Source organism: Simkania negevensis Z, assembly GCF_000237205.1.
GTDB classification, from domain to species: domain Bacteria; phylum Chlamydiota; class Chlamydiia; order Chlamydiales; family Simkaniaceae; genus Simkania; species Simkania negevensis.
This window is the reverse complement of record NC_015713.1, coordinates 415,514-434,106: the sequence shown is the minus strand read 5'-3', so window position 1 is coordinate 434,106 and position 18,593 is coordinate 415,514. Positions and strand designations below refer to the sequence as shown.

Annotated in this window: 13 protein-coding genes; 5 read left to right on the top strand and 8 right to left on the bottom strand. The window is 40.8% G+C overall.

Going from position 1 to position 18,593, the window contains the following annotated elements; all coding sequences use genetic code 11:
* Window positions 1-158: 158 nt before the first annotated feature.
* From SNE_RS02650 to hemG, 5 genes are all read right to left on the bottom strand, one after another.
* Window positions 159-1,049, bottom strand: a complete 891-nt coding sequence (locus SNE_RS02650; protein ID WP_041418713.1) for a hypothetical protein — start codon at window positions 1,047-1,049, stop codon at window positions 159-161.
* Between the two features lie 10 nt (window positions 1,050-1,059).
* The gene (locus SNE_RS02645) at window positions 1,060-2,631 is read right to left on the bottom strand and encodes a hypothetical protein (RefSeq protein ID WP_013942772.1); all 1,572 of its coding nucleotides are present in this window, start codon (window positions 2,629-2,631) and stop codon (window positions 1,060-1,062) included.
* A gap of 19 nt (window positions 2,632-2,650) precedes the next feature.
* On the bottom strand, window positions 2,651-3,049 hold the full coding sequence (locus SNE_RS02640; protein WP_013942771.1) for a hypothetical protein: 399 nt from the start codon (window positions 3,047-3,049) through the stop codon (window positions 2,651-2,653).
* A 10-nt stretch (window positions 3,050-3,059) separates the two neighbouring features.
* Window positions 3,060-3,773 carry a hypothetical protein gene (locus tag SNE_RS02635; protein WP_013942770.1) on the bottom strand — a complete coding sequence of 238 codons (714 nt, stop codon included), beginning with the start codon at window positions 3,771-3,773 and terminating at the stop codon, window positions 3,060-3,062.
* 1,327 nt (window positions 3,774-5,100) lie between these two features.
* Window positions 5,101-6,456 (bottom strand): protoporphyrinogen oxidase, encoded by a 1,356-nt coding sequence (gene hemG / locus SNE_RS02630; protein WP_013942767.1) that lies wholly within the window; start codon window positions 6,454-6,456, stop codon window positions 5,101-5,103.
* A gap of 506 nt (window positions 6,457-6,962) precedes the next feature.
* Here hemG and SNE_RS02625 point away from each other — a divergent pair.
* Both SNE_RS02625 and hemF read left to right on the top strand, forming a co-directional pair.
* Entirely contained in the window at window positions 6,963-8,285 is a 1,323-nt protein-coding gene (locus SNE_RS02625) for an ATP-binding protein (RefSeq protein WP_013942766.1), read from the top strand.
* Window positions 8,286-8,300: 15 nt separating this feature from the next.
* Window positions 8,301-9,083, top strand: coding sequence for an oxygen-dependent coproporphyrinogen oxidase (gene hemF, locus SNE_RS02620; RefSeq protein WP_013942765.1), 783 nt, complete (start codon window positions 8,301-8,303; stop codon window positions 9,081-9,083).
* On the opposite strand, the gene hemE is transcribed toward hemF, so the two are convergent.
* The gene (gene hemE, locus SNE_RS02615) at window positions 9,058-10,083 is read right to left on the bottom strand and encodes a uroporphyrinogen decarboxylase (RefSeq protein ID WP_079891518.1); all 1,026 of its coding nucleotides are present in this window, start codon (window positions 10,081-10,083) and stop codon (window positions 9,058-9,060) included. The two genes, hemF and hemE, sit on opposite strands and share 26 nt — an antisense overlap.
* Window positions 10,028-12,022, bottom strand: coding sequence for a transketolase (gene tkt / locus SNE_RS02610; RefSeq protein WP_013942763.1), 1,995 nt, complete (start codon window positions 12,020-12,022; stop codon window positions 10,028-10,030). Before tkt ends, hemE begins: the two co-directional genes overlap by 56 nt.
* 86 nt (window positions 12,023-12,108) lie before the next feature.
* On the opposite strand from tkt, the gene alaS reads away from it, so the two are divergent.
* The 3 genes from alaS (at window position 12,109) to SNE_RS02595 (ending at window position 17,841) form a co-directional block, all read left to right on the top strand.
* Complete coding sequence (gene alaS, locus SNE_RS02605; RefSeq protein ID WP_013942762.1) at window positions 12,109-14,742, top strand: alanine--tRNA ligase; 2,634 nt, start codon at window positions 12,109-12,111, stop codon at window positions 14,740-14,742.
* A 107-nt stretch (window positions 14,743-14,849) separates the two neighbouring features.
* Window positions 14,850-16,361 carry a hypothetical protein gene (locus tag SNE_RS02600; protein ID WP_013942761.1) on the top strand — a complete coding sequence of 504 codons (1,512 nt, stop codon included), beginning with the start codon at window positions 14,850-14,852 and terminating at the stop codon, window positions 16,359-16,361.
* A 31-nt stretch (window positions 16,362-16,392) separates the two neighbouring features.
* Complete coding sequence (locus SNE_RS02595) at window positions 16,393-17,841, top strand: hypothetical protein (RefSeq protein WP_013942760.1); 1,449 nt, start codon at window positions 16,393-16,395, stop codon at window positions 17,839-17,841.
* A gap of 2 nt (window positions 17,842-17,843) precedes the next feature.
* On the opposite strand, the gene SNE_RS02590 is transcribed toward SNE_RS02595, so the two are convergent.
* Window positions 17,844-18,494 carry a leucine-rich repeat domain-containing protein gene (locus tag SNE_RS02590; protein WP_013942759.1) on the bottom strand — a complete coding sequence of 217 codons (651 nt, stop codon included), beginning with the start codon at window positions 18,492-18,494 and terminating at the stop codon, window positions 17,844-17,846.
* Between the last annotated feature and the right edge of the window lie 99 nt (window positions 18,495-18,593).

Here is an 18,593-nt window from a genome sequence, read left to right as displayed (position 1 = left end):
TGTATCTTAAGCAGGTTTTTTGTTCACTCAAAAATGTCTGTTATTCATACATATTGGATATAAAAAAAGAGTGCTATGCTCATAATCCTCGTAAAAAAATTCGAACATAGCACCCATTGGCAGCCCCTTAAGCCGCCGAAAAGGAAAGGTAAAATAGTTTATTTATAAGCGTTTGCCTGGTTAATTTGTTCCATTGTTTTATAAACATCGAGCGCTTGTTGCTGGGTTGATTGCGCTTGGCTGCTTGATGTATCGGTTACCTTTTGAGCATTTTGAAGTGCATTATTTGCTACTGCTTGACGTCCTTGCCACTGTGCACTTTCATTTCTGAAATAACCTGCACTAGAATCTGCAGAACCTTTAATGATAGCGCTAACTCCTTGAGCATAATTATTTCGTCTAGTTGATCGCTTGTTGATTTTTCTTTCAAGCATATTTTTTTGATCTTCTTGTCGCTGAATGTATTTATGGACATTAGCGAGAACTCCCTCTTGACCTTCAATATCATTACCGGCAAGAAGGATGGCTTCTTTTTCGTTATTATTGATCGGTTCTTTACCAAAGTCATATCCAGCTCGTTTAAATTTCTCGATGCTCACGGATGAAGATGTGCCATTAGAAACAACTCTATCAGGAGACGATTCAAGACGTTCTTCGCAAGCCTTTTCGAAGGTTTTTGCATTGGCAATCTTCTCATTAATCTTGTTGATTTCTTCATGCTCTGCTGACATCGAACGACTATCATAGATGGAGGTTCCCACATTAATCATTCCACCAGCGATTTCTCCTAGCCCTGTTGTGAGAGCTGAAAGAAATTCATTTTCGCCCATTTCGTCGTAGGTTTTTTGAGTGACTTCGGCTGCAGTCGTTTGTTCCTCAAGAGCATCGATCACTTGCTGACCATATTTTTGTGAAATTTCCACAAGAACTTCTGCGAGTGCTAAAAGCTCAGAGGAGCAAACAGCCATTGTTCCAGGTTGAAAAGTTCCGAAATCTCCAAAAGTTGATGTTGTTGTATTTGTTTGTTCTGTACTTTGTGTTGTTGTCATTATTTCCTCCTTATCCTTGAAGCATTTCATTTGCAACAGCAAGTTGTGGGGCAGCAAAATCGCTATAAGTTGCTGTCATACTATTAAACGATGCAAGTGTGGTTTGCTCTTGCTTTTGGTTTGTTTGAACCATGTTTTGGTTTTGTGCTAAGGTAGATGAGAGGATTGCAATATTACCTTCCCACTCCTTCATCTTTTTTTGAATGTCGCCACGGTCGATTGTTGCTTTCCCCAGCATGATACTGTAAAAACCAGAAAGACCATTGGCAACAGTGCCCATCATCCGTCCTATATGCATTACGGAGTCAGCATTCATCGATAATTTCTGGAATGTTTGTGGATATTCTTCAGACACATAGCCGCTCATTTTACTCATAAGAGACTTTAACTGTGACGAAATCGCTGATTCCCCTTCTGCACTAGCTGACATCAATCCTCCGCCAAGAGTGGCCGCGATAGAACTAAGTATGACAAGCACTTCTAAAGCAATCATCCATTTCATCTTATCTTTTTCACTGACTGGAAGAACATTAGCAAGATCCATTCCAATATTTGTACTAGCTAGAGTTTGTCCTCCAATATTTAATCCGACACCAATAGCTCGTTTAAGATTAAAGCCAATCTTTTGACCTGCTTCTTCTGTGGTATTTGCAGTTGTTTCCCCAACTGATTCAACACCCATTTCTACCATCTCAATCCCCTCTTCTCCCGCTAAATCAGCAGCTGTCATTGATGTATCATCAATTGCCATCTCAATTCCTCCTGCTCCTGCTCCCGCAATCACAAAAGACAGCGTCACGATGACATCACTAAGCACTTTTGCTACCGATTCAGATAATCCGGCTTTTTCTAAACCTTTAGCGATTTCGTTTGTCATGCTATTTAAAGCACCTGATTGTGTGAGAGAGAAAAAAACAAGCGTTAAAGCAAGTAGTTCAATATTTCCCGTAGCACAAGCTACAAGAACAGTTGCAGCCATTGCAATGTAACCGAGACCTTTGAGGACATCTCCAAGAACAGGATTGTTTTCGATGTCCTTCAAGCTACTTTTAACCGCATCTGAATCTGAAAAAGTCAAAGCTGACGCCACTTCTATCGTATCAAATACGAGTTTGAACCCGCACTTCAGTTTGTCCCAAAAGGACATATGATCCCATTTTCTTTCTTTTTCTAGTTGCTTTGTGATTTTGTCGTATTGATCATCTAATACGTCGATGATTGCGCTACCCATTGTGACTAAATTTTCTGAATTAGAAGCAGCAAATTCGATATAGGTTTCTTGGAGTAAGCCCAATAAAGCCTCCATTTCAAAAACAGCATCCATTCCTCCAAAAGAAAAAGTTGAAGAACTCGTTTCATTCGAATCTTCCGAGATCTGCTCTTCTGTTGTCATCATCGTTTTTGGTTCAGAAAGAGACGCTGAGGTCGAATCGTTTTGGTTTATGATTTGCGCAGCAGCTTGGATGGCTGATTGTAAGGAGGCAATTGCCGATAGATTTGCTTCCTTTTTTTTGTTTTGTTCTGTGAGACTAATAAAGTTAATCCCACTATTAATGTTAATTTTTTGAATCTCATTTGACATAAATATTTCCTTATTTTTATTAACCCGAAGCTAAACAATTTGCAATGAATGTCATCATTTGCATGATGCTCGATGAGAACTGGATGACTTGTTGCTCATCTTGAGATAATTGGCTTGTTGCTGTCTCTGATCCCTGAACAATCGCGTCATAAGTGTTTTCTAAATTCTGGTATTCTTGATTCGCTTCATTATAAGCTGTTTGAGCTTGGTTGATTTCGTCAGAAGCATGTTTATCATCTGGATCGATATCTGTCACATCATCTGCAAGCTTTTCAAGCTCGATATTCGCATATCCGTAAATCTGGTTTAAAACTTGTGCAAGTAGATCTGTCGTTTGAGCTGTGACTTGTTCCTGCAATAAAATAGCGTTATCCCATTCAACAGCAGCCACTTCAATAGCGTAATAACAATTTGCCATAATGCCTCCTTTACCCTGTAATTTCGTTATTAACCATGACTTGTTCAGTTTGAGCCCACTGCTGCTCCATATCACTGATAAGCCCTTGCATTTGCTGATCACAAGATTCTTCATATTGAAGCTCTGATTGCACTTGAGAAGACATGCTGGATAAATCATTGCTCATCGCATTAAAGGCATCATCGTATACTTGCATCTGATTGGCATCGTACTGAGCATTTTCGACGTCATCTGAGTTTTTTGCATCTTCTGATGCATCCCAGGCACTGATGAAATTAGTTGCATTCTGACAGACAGCATCTGGATCATTGTAATCAAGCCCCCACGAAAAGATAGAGTCTAATTGGGTTTCAATATCTTCGACCGTTGACGCGCCTAGGACATCTTCATCTTGTTCTAATAGGTCTTCTAACTCTTGAGCATCTTTCATCATTTCTTCTACGTCATCTTCATAATCCACTAAGCCATTCGGATCCTTGTCTGATGTATATTCTGATCCTTCATTAAAGAGTGCTTGGATTTCGTTTTCCAAGTTCAAGCACTCTGTCAAGTCATTCATGACAACAGCAAGCTCAGACATCTGCTGTTCATAAAATCCACACAAGTCAGGAAGTAAATTGGTAAAACAATACTCGATCGCCGTTGATCCATCTTGAATCGTACCGAGATAATTTAAATCGTCTTGCCATTCCTGAGCGTAATCTATTGAATCTGTTGAGCTCATATTTTCCTTCTTATCCTAAGTATTTATCTTTTAGAAATTTATTATTTTATTTGGTTAGAGTCGTTCTCTAAACTCAAAAATAAAATTGCACCAGGCTCAAATCCTTTGACACAACTTTTCATGTGTAAGCAGACTTTCTATCTTTTGTAATCACAACTTTTTTGATTACAAAAGTTTAAGGATTTCTTTAGACACTAGAAATCTATTCAAGAGTACAAGAAACCCTTAAAAGTGCAGGTTTTCGGCAAAAAAATGCCAACATACGAATCTATTTTAAAGAAATGATGCTGTTTGGAATCTTATGGATGATAAGGTTGGATGGGTTTTAAAAGGACAAACCCTTATCAGAATGGATTCCGTTCAACAACTACTTAAAAACTATTAATATCTAACTTTGCTTCTATATCGAACCTAAAACAGCTTTAATCAAGTAAATGAGATAGCCATTTAATAAGCTCGATACTTGCATTATTAGATAATTAACGTTCATAGAGTTGTATTACGGAAAATTAAAAAACTACTTCTTGAACATCAATGCTCTGTGCAAGCATGATCTTTTAAGACTTTTTTATTAAGTATTTTCCTCCTTTTAAATTAAGATGAAGCATAGCTTCAAATCTTCAAAATTCTATAACTTCTCACCATTGCGTGTTTATTCATCACGATAACGGTTTAAAATTGCTGTAATCAGCTTTCAAATTTTGTTCATTCGAGCCTAAGAGATTGTCTTTTCTAAAGGCTCTTAATAAGAGAATTAAAATTAAAACAATAACTGAGAGATTGCTCTCTCACCCTTAATTTTATCAAAATAATTATTTTTTTCTACATATTTTATTAATTTATAATTAATGTTTTTAACAATTTTCAACATATTTAAAATCAATCACTTATAATTATATTCCACCTATTTTAAGAAGTTGAAATTTTCATATCTAACTGATTTTAAATCATTTAAATTCACCTATAAATGACAAAAAACCCCATTTCGAGTTGTTTATACTCAAACTACTTCAAAAATTGGATCTTCGGCTGTGCCAAAGTACTGTAATTTGCCGGTTTTAAGACCAATCATGTTATTAATATTGAGTAATTTAAGATTGAAGAATTCCGAAAGCATTCACATTGCCCAAAACCAACTTTTGACGTAGTTTGAGTATAAATTGACTAATTTGGACTCACTTGTCCTTCAATATTAGACGATTATATTTCAGATGATATATCTGACACATCCTGAGCTAAGTTGAGAAATTTGATTTAAACCACCTATATTTTAATTGGGTTTAGAATTAGTGCTCTGTAAATTTTATAGCTAAGATGTCTAACGCCTCTATGTACTTTCGTAAATAATATTTTGAGAGATGTTTTTCGCTCCCTCCACACAATCACTCAGTGAAACACCATCGAGATAATTTCCTAAAAGGGTGACTTGAGGGTACTTTTCTCGAAGAAACTCACGTAAATCAGCCACCCGTTGCGCATGCCCTAAGGTGAACTGAGGAATTGCTTGAACATACTCTGTAGCATAGGTGTACATTGGCAAAGCCTTAATGCCTAAATGTTTTTCAATCCCTTCTAAAGCTTGAGCAATCCGCATCTCCTTTGAAATTTCGTGATGCTTAGGATGAAACGCTCCACCCATCATGACAGTTAGACGTGTTTCAAGCGCATGATGATTTTGCTGTGGGAACACTGACGAGTCAAAAATGACACCGAGAATTTTTTCCCCCTCATTTGAAGGAATCAAATAGCCAAAGCCTTCTTCTTTTAACGGACGGCATTCATAACCGAGGTGAACCACACTTAAACTTGCCATTTCTAAAGCATTAAAGAAAGCTGTTACCTGCTCATCCCATGTCCGAGAGAGATGATATGCACCCTTCGCTGACAATGCGCAAAAAAGATGGTCTCCTTCCCAGGTGTGATTTCCATCAGAGACGCTCACTTTACCGTCCTTAAATACCACATCTCGAACCGCCGTGTTTAAAACAATGTCCCCCTTTCCCGCTTCTTCGAGTTGAGCAACAAGTGATTCCACCCCTCTTTTCAATGTGAAAAGACAAGAAGTACGCACTCCTTCTGGGTAGGTGAATGACTTTTTCTTCCTTTTGAAAAGCCCTTTTGTAATCGAGCCGTGTTTTCTCTCAAGTTCTTTTAAAGAAGGGAAACAAGAAAGCATCGAAAGCTTACGGATGTCCCCTGCATAAATTCCGAGTGTCATGGGATCAAAAAAAACTTCTGCAGCATAAACGCCTAAACGTCTCTTGGCAAAGCTATGCACCGTTTCATCATCTGCGCCTACTTCTTTACTCCACTCAGTCATCATCGATGGAATGAGTTTGCGTGTAAGTGGTGAGGCTAAAAGAGGCAAAGGATGCGTGGGAATCGCATGAAGCCTATCATCTTTCCAAAGAAACCGACGGGCAGCATTTTTTTCTGATACGAGAAGCTCCTTTTCCATCCCCAAATCACAGATGAGTTGAAGCAAACTATGACTTTTCGATGCTTTAAAGGTTCGTGGCCCTTTTTCAAAGAAAAAGCCCCCACTCTGTCTCGACTCAATGACCCCGCCTAAACGATTTTCCTTTTCAATCAAAGTGATATTGAGATCGGGATATTTTTGACTTAAAAAATAGCGCAAACTTAAGCCCGAAATCCCCCCCCCTAAAATAATAACGTTCCGCATGCGTCTAGACCTATTTTGAAAAAATTCTCTTTCATGTTATATGATTTGAAGTTTTCATCTAGATAAATTCAAAAGTTTGACGTTTTCCTGTGCCTAAGAAACCACTTTTGCAATCTTAACTTTTTTAACCTGAACTCTGGGTTTATTTTGCTTAGTCTCAGGAGAGAAAGTTCTCTTGAATTCTCGGTATTTTTGCCGATGGAAAGGGCCAAACGGTTCTTTTCGAGGCAAAAAGGCTGAGAAGAAAGAGAAAACTCCCTGAGAATGAGTGAAAGAGACCCAGAGTTCAGGTTTTTAGTTTTATCTCCCTTGATACCAAGACTTCCAATGCACCTGGCTTCGAATTGGAATTCTTATTCTGAACCTCCCCCTTCTTCTCAAGCCTTTAACCATCTAATTATCAAAATATTATGAAAATGAAAAAGAAATTCTTTCACGATCTTGACGAAATTTCATAGAAATTTTATCATTACAATGAAAGAATTGCATCGAAAAAGCATCAAGCCATGAATAAATTTCTTAAAAGGGCCAACGCCCCTCAGATCCATTCCTCCTTCGAACGCCCAAGAGTGACCGCTCTTTTGGGAGCTAGACGTGTGGGAAAAACGACTCTTCTTAAGTCATATATGGCAAAGCACCCTGATAAAAAATGGGTCTTTCTTAATATGGACAAACGTCATGAACGTTTGCGGGTTGAAAAAGAAGAACTCGAAATCATGATCGAAGAACAAGCCATGCAACAAATCGGTAAAGGTAAAAAAATATGGGTGGCAATTGATGAAGCTCAAAAATGCCCTACATTATTTGATCAAGTTAAAACAATATATGATGACAATAAAGATCAAAACTCTGTGAAGTTTATTCTTAATGGATCTGGTCATTTGAACCTGCACCAACTTGCAGCAGAATCTTTAGCTGGACGAGTAGAACTCATGTACCTACGTGAATTCAATCTGAAAGAAGCTGCCAGCCTATACCATCCCGAAATCTATATTCCAGAGGAATCAGTATTCGACATTATCCTCAAACCATTCAATGAAGCAACCCTCATAAACGCATGGGAAAAAAAGAGACCCTTTCAAAAAATACTCAAAGAAACACTTTCTACGTGTCTTATCTGGGGAGGACTGCCTGAAGTTCTTGAAGAACAAAATGGACAGGAAAAATTGCGTTATTTAGCTAACTACTTGCAAACTTACTTAGAAAATGATGTAAGAGCTATCCAATCTATCCATGATCTGGAACTATATGAGCAGCTTATGAAAGCCTGCGCTGAGCAAACAGGATCTCTGCGAGATGACCAGAAACTGATGAATGCGCTACATTGTGCTCGAAACACTTTGACAAAATATCGTGGATACCTACTCGCAACAATGCAATATCGTGAAGTTTTCCCCTATATTGCAAGCACTGTTAAAAGACTTGTAAAATCACCTAAAGGATATCTTATCAATAATGGCTTGGTAAGTTATTTGACAGGTATTCAAGACTTTGCACTATTGAATTCGACTGGATTACTTGGGCACAGGTTTGAAAACTGGATATTAAACGAATTACTCACATGGACAGACTCAAACCTGCAAAGTCATGGCATTAATTATTGGAGAACAAGTGGGGGAACAGAAGTAGATTTCATTCTCACAGTTGGAGATCAAGTCTTACCTATAGAAGTAACTTTCTCTTCACAGATACTTCCAAAGAAAATTCGCCATTTAAAAGAGTTTATGCAAAAAGAACCCAAAGCAAAGTGGGGGATTTGTCTCTACAACGGGTCATTTCAAATTCAAAAAGAAGAAAAAATTATTTGCATCCCTGCATGGATGGTATAACTATGGAGCAATCTCATGAAAGAAGAGCTTGTACAGTACTTAAAAAATCTTAGAGATGAAATCGTTGCAAGTTTTGAGTCACTTGAGCCGAGTTGCCGCTTTCAGCGCACACCGTGGAATCACCATACTGGAGGTGGTGGCGAAATCAGTGTTTTGCGTGGAGATGTTTTTGAAAAAGCTGCAGTGAATTGGTCGGGTGTCAGTGGAGATAAAGCTCCTTTCAATGCAGATGAAGGAGCGTTTTTTGCAACTGGTGTAAGTTTGATTACACATATGAAAAACCCTAAGATGCCAACTGTTCACATGAACGTGCGATTCATTCAAACGGAAAAACAGCATTGGTTTGGAGGTGGCTACGACCTCACCCCAATGGGGTTTCCTAGTGAAGAAGATACAAAGCACTTTCACGATATCGCTAAAAAGAGTTTGGATCCGTTTGGAAAAAATCTCTACCCTCGTTTTTCTCAAAATGCCCGAGACTATTTTTTCATCAAACACTGGAAAAAAGAGCGGGGCGTTGGAGGCATCTTTTTTGATCACTACAATACCGGAAATTTCGAGCAAGATGTGGGGATGTGGAAGTCGGTTGGAAGCACTTTTCTAGATGCTATCATGCCACTTTACAGAAAGCATAAAGATGAGCCCTATGTAGAAGAAGACAAAAAAATCCAAAACAAGATGCGCGCCCATTATGTTGAATTCAACTTGCTCTATGACCGAGGAACAAAGTTTGGGTTTGAATCGGGAGGAAACCCCGAAGCTATCTTGTGTTCTATGCCACCGACGGCGAACTGGTGACTGTTTCGATAAAGGTTTGCACATTTTCTACAGGAATGTCGGGCAACATGCCATGACCAAGGTTCATGATAAATCCTGGGTCCCCTTGCATCGATGCAAGGTGCTCTCGTGTTTTCTTCCGGATGACATCCGGAGGACTATAGAGAAATTCAGGAGGCAAATTCCCTTGCACGGCAATCTGTTTTGGCACCTCTTTCCGAATTTCTGCAAGGGGACGCCCAGCATCAAAGCTAATTCCATCTGCACCAACAGAGAGAAACTCCTGAACGTAAAATGCTGATCCTCTTGAAAAAATAAGGGTCGGAACATTAAGGGCACCAGTCAATTTTTTGAGTGTTGGCAAGACAAATTCCTCAAGTTCAGCTCGAGGGAGTGTTCCCGCCCACGAATCAAAAATTTGAATCGCATGTACTCCCGCATCAATTTGCATCTTGAGGTAAGCTAGACTAGCATCGGTAATCATCTCTAAAATTTGGCGAAATCCTTTAGGGTCTTGATGAAGCATCTTTTCTGGCTTTTTCTCAAACAAGTAATGAGCAACTGTAAATGGTCCCCCACAAAATCCAATGAGTGGAACCGAGAGCTCTTCTTTTAAAAGCTGGATACCTGATTTCACAAAATCTAGGGTGTTTACCACATCCTTTTCTTGAAGTCTTTCAGGTGCGCTCACTTGTGGCCCTCCTGTTTGAGGAAAGGTCACATCACACCCCAAGGGAAGTAAAATGTGCAAAATATCTGCAAATAAAATCGCAGCATCAAGAGGGAATCGCTTCAGTGGTTGCAAAGTTACTTCAGCAATTTTTTCGGGACAGCGAAAAAGTTGCTCAAGCGTGTGAGTTTGACGCAATTTTTGATATTCAGGAAGGTACCTCCCTGCTTGACGCATGATCCAAATTGGAGGACGACCTTCATGATTTCGGCATTTCAGCGCGTTTAAAAACCGGCTATTTTCCAGTGAGGATACGGTCGAGGATGGCATCGACTGTGAATCCAAATTCATTTGCAAGATCTCCTATGGGTGCGGAAAGACCGAAGCTCTCCATACAAATTGGGATACCGTCGCGTCCAATATAACGGAACCATCCTTGGCTCACACCTGCTTCAATAGAAATTCTTTTTCCAAGATTTCCACCCACAATACTTTCTTTGTAAGCTGCATCTTGTTTTTCAAAGATCTCAAAGCATGGCATCGACACAACACGAACATCTTTTCCCTGTTTTTCTAAAGACTTTGCAACATCCATTGCAAGGGCCACTTCAGAACCCGTCGCAAATAACGTGAAGTCGGGTTTACTTTTTTCTTTCTTGAGAATGTAGGCTCCACGGCCAACGCCTTCTTTAAAAGGAACGGCTGTTTCAACTAAGGTTGGCAAATTTTGACGCGATAAAACGATGACTGAAGGAGAGTTGTAATAGAGCATCGATAGCCATGCTCCTTTCACTTCATTTGCATCGGCAGGTCGCACCACATGTAAGTGAGGCATTGCTCGAAGTGCTGCTAAATGTTCAATCGGTTGGTGCGTTGGCCCATCTTCACCTAGGAAAATTGAATCATGCGTCAATTGGTAAATCACGTGATAGCCTGAAAGACAAGCGAGGCGGATCGCATTGCGCATGTAATCAGAAAAGGTAAAAAACGTGCCTACATAGGGAATAAACATCCCTGTCTGAAAAAGTCCTGAGGCAATTGTTGCCATCCCAAATTCTCGAATTCCATACTTGATGTTACGGCCCTGAAAATTTTTCGGAGAAATTAGAGGGAACTGTTTCATCATCGTGCAATCAGAGCCGGAAAGGTCCGCTGATCCTCCGTAAAGAAACGGAAGCTTATCGCCAAGGACTTCGAGAACAGCTTGAGACGCTACACGACCTGAAATAGGATTTGGTATGTTGAGTTTTTTTAAGGTGAGTTCTAAATCTTCTGGAATCTTACGGCTATTGCATTCGCGAAAATTTTCTGCGCATTCAGGATGAAGTTTTGCCCAATCATCAAACTTCTTTTGCCAAGTTGCTTGAAGTTCTTTCTGTTTTGGAAGTTTGTTTTCGAAAAAAGTTTTCACCTGTTGAGGGATGTAGAATTCTTCTGCCGGCAAACCGAGAGCTTCTTTGGTTGCTTTGACTTCATCGACTCCTAGTGGCGATCCATGTGCTTTATGTGATCCTGCTTTGTGGGGAGATCCTTTGCCAATGATCGTTTTGCAAGAAATGAAAACCGGCTTCGTTTGATTTTCTCGAATTTTTGTCATCACCTCATCAATCGATTCGAGATTATTTCCATCCATGACATAAGTTTCAAATCCATAGCCACGGTATCTCTCAGCAACATCTTCTGAAGAAGACTGTTCCAGAGGTCCATCGAGTGTGATTTTATTGTCGTCGTGAATGATGACAAGGTTGTCTAAACAGAGATGCCCTGCGAATGAGCTCGCCTCATTGGACACTCCTTCCATCAAACATCCATCACCGGCCAAACAAAAAACTTTTGCATCGATGATGGCGTGATCGGCTTTGTTATACTTGGTCTCGAGAATTTTGAGACCGAGAGCATGCCCAACCGCATTTCCCACACCTTGACCAAGAGGTCCGGTTGTCGCTTCTACTCCAGGTGTTTCATGATACTCAGGATGCCCTGGAGTTTTAGAATGCAATTGACGAAATCGTTTGATTTCTTCAAGAGAAAGATCAAAACCTGCTAAATGTAGACAGGAGTAAAGCCACATCGAACCATGTCCCGCTGAGAGAATGACTCTGTCTCGATTGACCCAGCTCGGATCCTTCGGGTTATGGCGCAAAACGTGACCATAAAGATAGGCCCCAAGTTCGGCGCAGCCCATAGGAAGTCCTGGATGACCAGAGTTTGCTTTTTGCACAGCTTCCATTGAAAGTTGCCGAATGGTATTAGCTGTTTTTTCCAGGATTTTTTTTAGATCTTCATCCATGACACAAGTTCCTTGCTTTTCTCCTCAGATTCCCTTATTTTTATGCTTCTATAGGAATGAGTTCAAGAAAAACTTAAGTGGAAATCATGCTATCTCAAGAAGTTCGGAAAAAGTTTCTCCAATATTTTAAGGAAAAAGGACATGCAGTTGTTCCTTCATCTCCAACTGTTCCTCACGAGGATCCAACCCTGTTATTCATTAATGCAGGGATGAATCAATTTAAAGATGTTTTCTTAGGGAAAACATCTCGTGATTACACTCGAGCGGCATCGTCTCAAAAGTGTATCCGTGTTGGTGGAAAACACAACGACCTCGACAACGTCGGGCACACAAAACGGCATATCACTTTTTTTGAAATGCTTGGAAATTTTTCATTTGGAGATTACTTCAAAAAAGAAGCCATTGTTTTCGCATGGGAAGTCGCCACGTCGATTTTTAACTTTCCTGAAGAAAAACTCTTTGTCTCTGTCTACGAAAAAGACGACGAAGCTTATGAGCTTTGGAAAGAAATCATCGATGAGAAAAAGATTTCACGCATAGGGGAAAAAGATAATTTCTGGGCCATGGGCGACACAGGTCCCTGTGGGCCTTGCTCAGAACTCTTTTTCGACCGTGGCCCAGAATATGGATCGGCTCGTGCTGTTCATGAAGATGTCGATGGCGAGCGCTTCCTCGAGTTTTGGAATCTCGTCTTCATGCAATACAACCGTGATCCGAGTGGAAAACTAAAAGAGTTGCCCAAACAGTCTGTTGACACAGGGGCTGGCCTCGAGCGAGTTCTTGCGCTGATGATGAACGTCCCTAGCGTGTTTCAAACCGACATTTTAGGCATGCTGATTAAAGAAGTCGAAAAGATTGCTCACCGCAAATACGACCCAAAAGATACCAAACACGCACCTGCCTTCCACGTCATTGCCGATCATATTCGCTCTCTATCTTTTGCCATTGCTGATGGCGCTCAGCCAAGTAATATTGAACGAGGCTACGTTCTTCGAAAAATTCTCCGCCGCGCTGTTCGGTATGGACGAATGCTTGGGCTTAACAAACCCTTCCTCGCCTCTGTTCTCCCTCGTCTCATCGACACCATGGGTGACGATTTTCACGAACTCAAAACCGCGCAAGATCGGATTGCTGAGATTCTCACCGTTGAAGAAGAAAGTTTTTTACAAACGCTGCATCGCGGTGGCAACATCTTAAGCGCTATTATAGACCATGCGCAAAAAAGCAGTAAAAAAGAAATCAGCGGCGAAGAGGCATTTAAACTTAAAGACACCTATGGCTTTCCTCTCGAAGAAATTCTCCTCATTGCAAAAGACTCTGGTCTTTCAGTTAATCTCGACCAATACCAAATTCTAGAAGAACAAGCCAAAGAGCGTTCTCGTCAATCGAAACAATCATATGAGCACAAAGTTGAATCGACCATTTACGAAGATTTTGTAGCCCATCATGGCACTTCAGAATTTGTCGGATACGAACAGGTAGAAGTAGAAGCCACGATTAAAGGACTCTTTGTCGATGGGAAGTCGGTGAAAATGATGGAAGCAGGCCAAGAAGGGCTTGTCATCCTAGATGAGACTCCTTTCTATGCTGAAAAAGGAGGACAAGTCGGAGACATCGGTCGGCTAATTCACGAAAAAGCCCACTTCATCGTGAAGGACACCCAATCCCCATTTCAAGGAGTCATTGCTCATATCGGCCTTCTTGAAAGCGGAGTGCTTCTCGTTGGAGAGCCCGTCAATGCTGAAATTAATGCCAAAAGACGTGCTGAAATCGAGAAACATCACACCGCCACCCACCTCCTCCATTATGCCCTGCAACAGGTTTTAGGGCCTCACATTCGACAAGCGGGATCGCTCGTTGAAGCCGACCGCCTCCGCTTTGACTTCAACCACCACAAAGCATTAACGAATGAAGAACTGCGCGATATTGAACGCCTTGTGAATCAAAAGATTTGGGAGTCACCTACCTTAAAATCCTATGAGCTTTCGTTTGAAGACGTGCAAAAACATCCCGAAATCAAACAGTTTTTCGGAGAAAAGTATGGAAAAGTGGTGCGTGTTGTCGATATCGACCACTATTCAAAAGAGCTTTGCGGTGGAACGCATGTCACCTCTCTTGGAACCATTGGCTGTTTTCGGATTGCAAAAGAAGGAAGTATTGCTAAAGGGGTGCGTCGTATCGAAGCCGTGACCGGCCCTAAGGCAGAAGAAATGCGCTATAACATTGAAGACCAACTTTTCAATTTGTCGAGCCTTCTTAAATCCAATTTGCCAAAACTCGACGAAACCGTGAAGTCACTCATTAAAGAAAATGAAAAACTCAAGGAACAAGCACTTTTTGCGCGTAAACGAGAACTCAGTGACCTAGCCGATTCTCTGATGGAGAAAGTCAAGCAAATCAATAACATCTCGATTCTAAGTGCTGTTGTTGAAGTCTCAAAAAAGGAGATGACAGATCTTGGCAGCGACCTCATTTCACGGATGAAATCAGGAATTGTTCTTCTTTGCCAAATCGAAGAAGACAAGTGCCAACTCCTCTTACGTGTCTCTCCCGACCTCGTTGAAAGAGGGATTCACGCTGATCAACTTATTAAAGAGCTTGCCGGCTCAATTGAAGGTTCTGGCGGAGGCAAGAAAGAAGCCGCACAAGCAGGTGGGAAAAACCCTAAAGGGGTAGTGATCGCTTTTGATAAAATTAAAGAAATTCTTGAAACGGATTAATTTATAATTTTAATTTAATTACCACTTATTATTTTAATTAAATTAAATTGATTTCTTTTAAATTGAGAGATAAACTCGTATCTTTGTCTTTTTAAAAGAGATCTGATATGTCAACTTCACCTTGCACCCCGACTCTTCCTGTCAATCAAAGCGGCTTTCTGCCTCGCCCCGATTTTTCCAGACCTCCTAGCAAGAACTCTTTTAAGCAGAAAGCCTCTACATTGTCACCTCAAAAACCACAGCGACATGTCGATGTATGGATCTCTTTCACATCAAAGTTCCCCCTTCTGCATCCGCGCGTTGCCCAAAATATCTTAAATGGAGTGTATCGAGCGCAACAAAACCTCACCCTAAAGCAAACGGTCGAAATTCTTCCTACAGAAATTTTTCCCTATAAAATCTTTATTGATCCCTTTGGATTTCAGGTTTGCCCATGCACTACAAATTCTGGAGGTAACGGGACTGTTTGGACTGGAGATTACTTTTCAACAGAGCGGGTCACTGTTGGAGCAGTAGATCTCACTCCCACTAAACCCGAGACCAAAGCTCGAAAAGTTTCAGCTGGAAGAAGTTTAGTACCACAATGTCAGTTCTCACCAGCAAAAAAGAAAGTCGAATCGTATATTGGCCACTCCACACCTACAAAAAAGAACCATTTTGGCCCTATCCATCATACATCGAAAGGGAGAGGATTTAGTTATGCTTTAATGGATGCTTATTCTCATAACTTCGGTGAAATCGACTGGAAACATACCCCCCAACCCATTCAATATCTTATTCGGATGACCGGCCTCGTGACTCAAGCTCTTTCTGTGATTCATGCTAAAGGTGATGTTCATGGCGACGTTAAAGAGGGAAATGTGATGGTAGACAACAAAAATCCAGATAAACCAGATGGAATCAAACTCATTGATTACGATACAGCTAATAAATCTTCCTCTCAACCCGTCTTTACCATAGGAACCCCAGAATTTCTGAATCAAAGTAGCTTTGGAGCTGCAGCGGAAACACTTATCCATCAAGCACGGCGCAAAGGACTTAGAAGACCTTGCGACGACATGTTTGCGTTCTTCCATATGGGAATTCGCATGACTCTGCAACTTTGCACCGCGCTCATTCCCCAATCTGATCAGAAGACACATCAAGACATTCAAGTACTTTATAAGCCCACACTGATTTCACCTGCTACAGGGACGATGTTCTCTGAGCAGCAGTTAACTGAGATAGGCGAAAAGTATGCAAAACATCACATCTACTTCACTCACACTATATTTCCACAAAAAGTTGCTATTCTCCCTTCTAAAGAAATTTATCAGGAAGTATTGCCCAAAATTCTCGCACAGCTTCCCATCCCAGAGGCATCACAACAACTCCTTAAAAACTATGTCTTCTACTGCATTAGGCAAAAGTTTGCCCTCGATAGCCTCAGAGAGGATGCATCTACATCTAATCTCACACTCCAAAGCATGCAACCACCCCATGTACAAGTTGAAGTTGAAGCCCCTAATCAAGAAAGACCCATTAAAAAACGTCGTATCGAAGAAGAAGAATGCAAAAATTTATCTCCCATTCCATCTTTCACAACGTTAAAGAACCCACAGGAATTGAAGACGCAATAAATTACTTTACCATTTACAAGAGAACCCAAACATGAGTCTAAAAGCTATTCTTCCAAGCACTCCCCCACGAGGGGAATTCCCTTGTGCAACTTCTCCAACTAAACCTGAGAGACACCCCGATATTTTACACGCGCTTATCAACACCTACAACCTTCCAGAACCTGTTGCAATCACCATCTTAAAAGCTGTTTATGCAGCGCAAGCAACTCTCGGCCCTAAGGAAACCCAAACGATTCCTCCATCTGAAATTTTTCCCAACTATATTGCCGTCGAATCTAGAGGATTTCACATTTATGCGCCCAACACCTCTCAAGGAGGAAATGGAAGCGTTTTTGTCGGTCCATTCATTGCAACTATGCGCATGCAGATGGGAGATGATTTGTTTTCTCCATCTAAACCTCAAAATATCGCTCGAAAAGTTTCTCACCGCCCACAAAAAAACGGTTATTCTCCCATCAAAAAAAATGTCAGCAAACTAATCGAAGCTGTCAGCCCCTCTAAAAAAGGGCTCATCGCACCCATCTACTCCGCTTCTACCGACAAAAAAGGGATTAGGCATATGATGATGCCTGCTTACCCACGCAGTTTTGCAAACATCAAATGGGCTGAAGTTGAAAATCCAGTTCACTACCTACTTAGCAAAGTGGGCACGGTATGTCACGCCCTTGCAGGATTGCACAAACTCGGATTAGTCCACCGAGATGTGAAAGAGGGAAATGTGATGGACGATGAACGTTGTAAGCTCATTGATTTCGATACACTTGCTCATACATTCCAAGAGGTTGGTTTCACTACAGGAACTGTAGATCATTTGAACCCTCGAAGTTTTGGCAACGCTGAAAATACCCTGTTTTATCAAAGGGAGCGCCAAGGCCTCCAAAGACGTTGTGACGACATGTTTGCTCTTTATCACATGGGACTCAACATGACTTTAAGACTTTGCTCTGAATTAATTCCCCCATCTGATCAAGAGACGCATCAGCTCATTGCAGAGCTTATGAAACCAAAAATCATTAAGCCACCTCAAAATTACCCAACCTTTAATACTAGTGAACTAAGAGACATTGGTATGCGGTATCCCCATCGAGCCCATTTTTACAGTCGCAATGACTCTAGGAAAATTCCTGAACGCATCGCCATTTTCCCCGATGTCGTAATGTATAGAGAACTACTCTCCCGTATTACAGCCAAGCTCCCTCTGTCAAAAGCAGAAGCCACTCATCTTCTTTCATTTGGCTCTTTCTGTGCTAAGCAAAAATTCAAATCCGATGCCGAACGCTCAAAAGCAGATTCCGCTCATACAGAATTGACCGTCATGCTCGACTCTCTCAAAACTTCCTGCTCAGCAAGTTCTCGTAAAAGAGGTGCTTCTTCGGAACCCAATGCAGAAGTGCAAAAGAGGCAACGAAAAGCTACTTCTCTACCACATGAATTTGATGAGAACACCCAGATTGCTCTTCCTGAAATTCTCACGGTTTAGCGTCACAATGTTAAATGATAATGCGTCTCAAGTCTGACCGAGTCTTCGATACCGTTGCCTTGCAGTTCAACAAACTCGAGCTTAGGGCAACGGTTGAGCCACTCAGGGACTGCTCCCAATCCACACTTATTTGCTCTTAGAATGCGCAAGTTTAGCAAGCCACTCAGGTCGGGCAACGTTGTCCCTACTAGGTTCCCACTGATATCTAGAACTTCTAAACTATCAAGTCGAGTCAATTCAGGGAAAAGGATCACCAAATTGTTTCCACTTAGGTCTAATTCTTTTAGATCTTTGAAAAGGCCAATTTGAGGGGGTAGACTAGAAAGTCCTAACCCTTTTAAAGAAAGCTTCTCCTTCTTATGATATTCATTTGCAACAATATGACTCGAAAACTTTTCACTCACTTCTAGTGAAGTTCCTTCAAGCGTTAAATCCCACTGCTTTGCAATCGTAAGAATCGAATTTTTATAAAGCTCTAGTAGGTACTTAACAAAAACGAACCCTTCGTCCACAAAAAGCGACGAAACACTTGCTTTAGGAATCTCACAAATGCGATTCAAACCTGTTTTCGAGGAATTGACTTGAAAACACAAGTCTAAATGAGTTTGGGGGTAACGGTAGTATCCACCCACATAAAATTGAACTGATGACATCTTCTTATCTCTAAATTATTTAAGAATTAGGTTAAGAAAATATTATCAGAATATTTTTTTGTCACGAATAAAGTTTTTAATGCGCAAAAAAATCTGCCA

Bases quoted from the DNA above. Each gene is read 5' to 3' on its own strand.
- SNE_RS02650 (WP_041418713.1), bottom strand. From the start codon at position 1,049: ATGACAACAACACAAAGTACAGAACAAACAAATACAACAACATCAACT.
- SNE_RS02645 (WP_013942772.1), bottom strand. From the start codon at position 2,631: ATGTCAAATGAGATTCAAAAAATTAACATTAATAGTGGGATTAACTTT.
- SNE_RS02640 (WP_013942771.1), bottom strand. From the start codon at position 3,049: ATGGCAAATTGTTATTACGCTATTGAAGTGGCTGCTGTTGAATGGGAT.
- SNE_RS02635 (WP_013942770.1), bottom strand. From the start codon at position 3,773: ATGAGCTCAACAGATTCAATAGATTACGCTCAGGAATGGCAAGACGAT.
- hemG (WP_013942767.1), bottom strand. From the start codon at position 6,456: ATGCGGAACGTTATTATTTTAGGGGGGGGGATTTCGGGCTTAAGTTTG.
- SNE_RS02625 (WP_013942766.1), top strand. From the start codon at position 6,963: ATGAATAAATTTCTTAAAAGGGCCAACGCCCCTCAGATCCATTCCTCC.
- hemF (WP_013942765.1), top strand. From the start codon at position 8,301: ATGAAAGAAGAGCTTGTACAGTACTTAAAAAATCTTAGAGATGAAATC.
- hemE (WP_079891518.1), bottom strand. From the start codon at position 10,083: ATGAATTTGGATTCACAGTCGATGCCATCCTCGACCGTATCCTCACTG.
- tkt (WP_013942763.1), bottom strand. From the start codon at position 12,022: ATGGATGAAGATCTAAAAAAAATCCTGGAAAAAACAGCTAATACCATT.
- alaS (WP_013942762.1), top strand. From the start codon at position 12,109: ATGCTATCTCAAGAAGTTCGGAAAAAGTTTCTCCAATATTTTAAGGAA.
- SNE_RS02600 (WP_013942761.1), top strand. From the start codon at position 14,850: ATGTCAACTTCACCTTGCACCCCGACTCTTCCTGTCAATCAAAGCGGC.
- SNE_RS02595 (WP_013942760.1), top strand. From the start codon at position 16,393: ATGAGTCTAAAAGCTATTCTTCCAAGCACTCCCCCACGAGGGGAATTC.
- SNE_RS02590 (WP_013942759.1), bottom strand. From the start codon at position 18,494: ATGTCATCAGTTCAATTTTATGTGGGTGGATACTACCGTTACCCCCAA.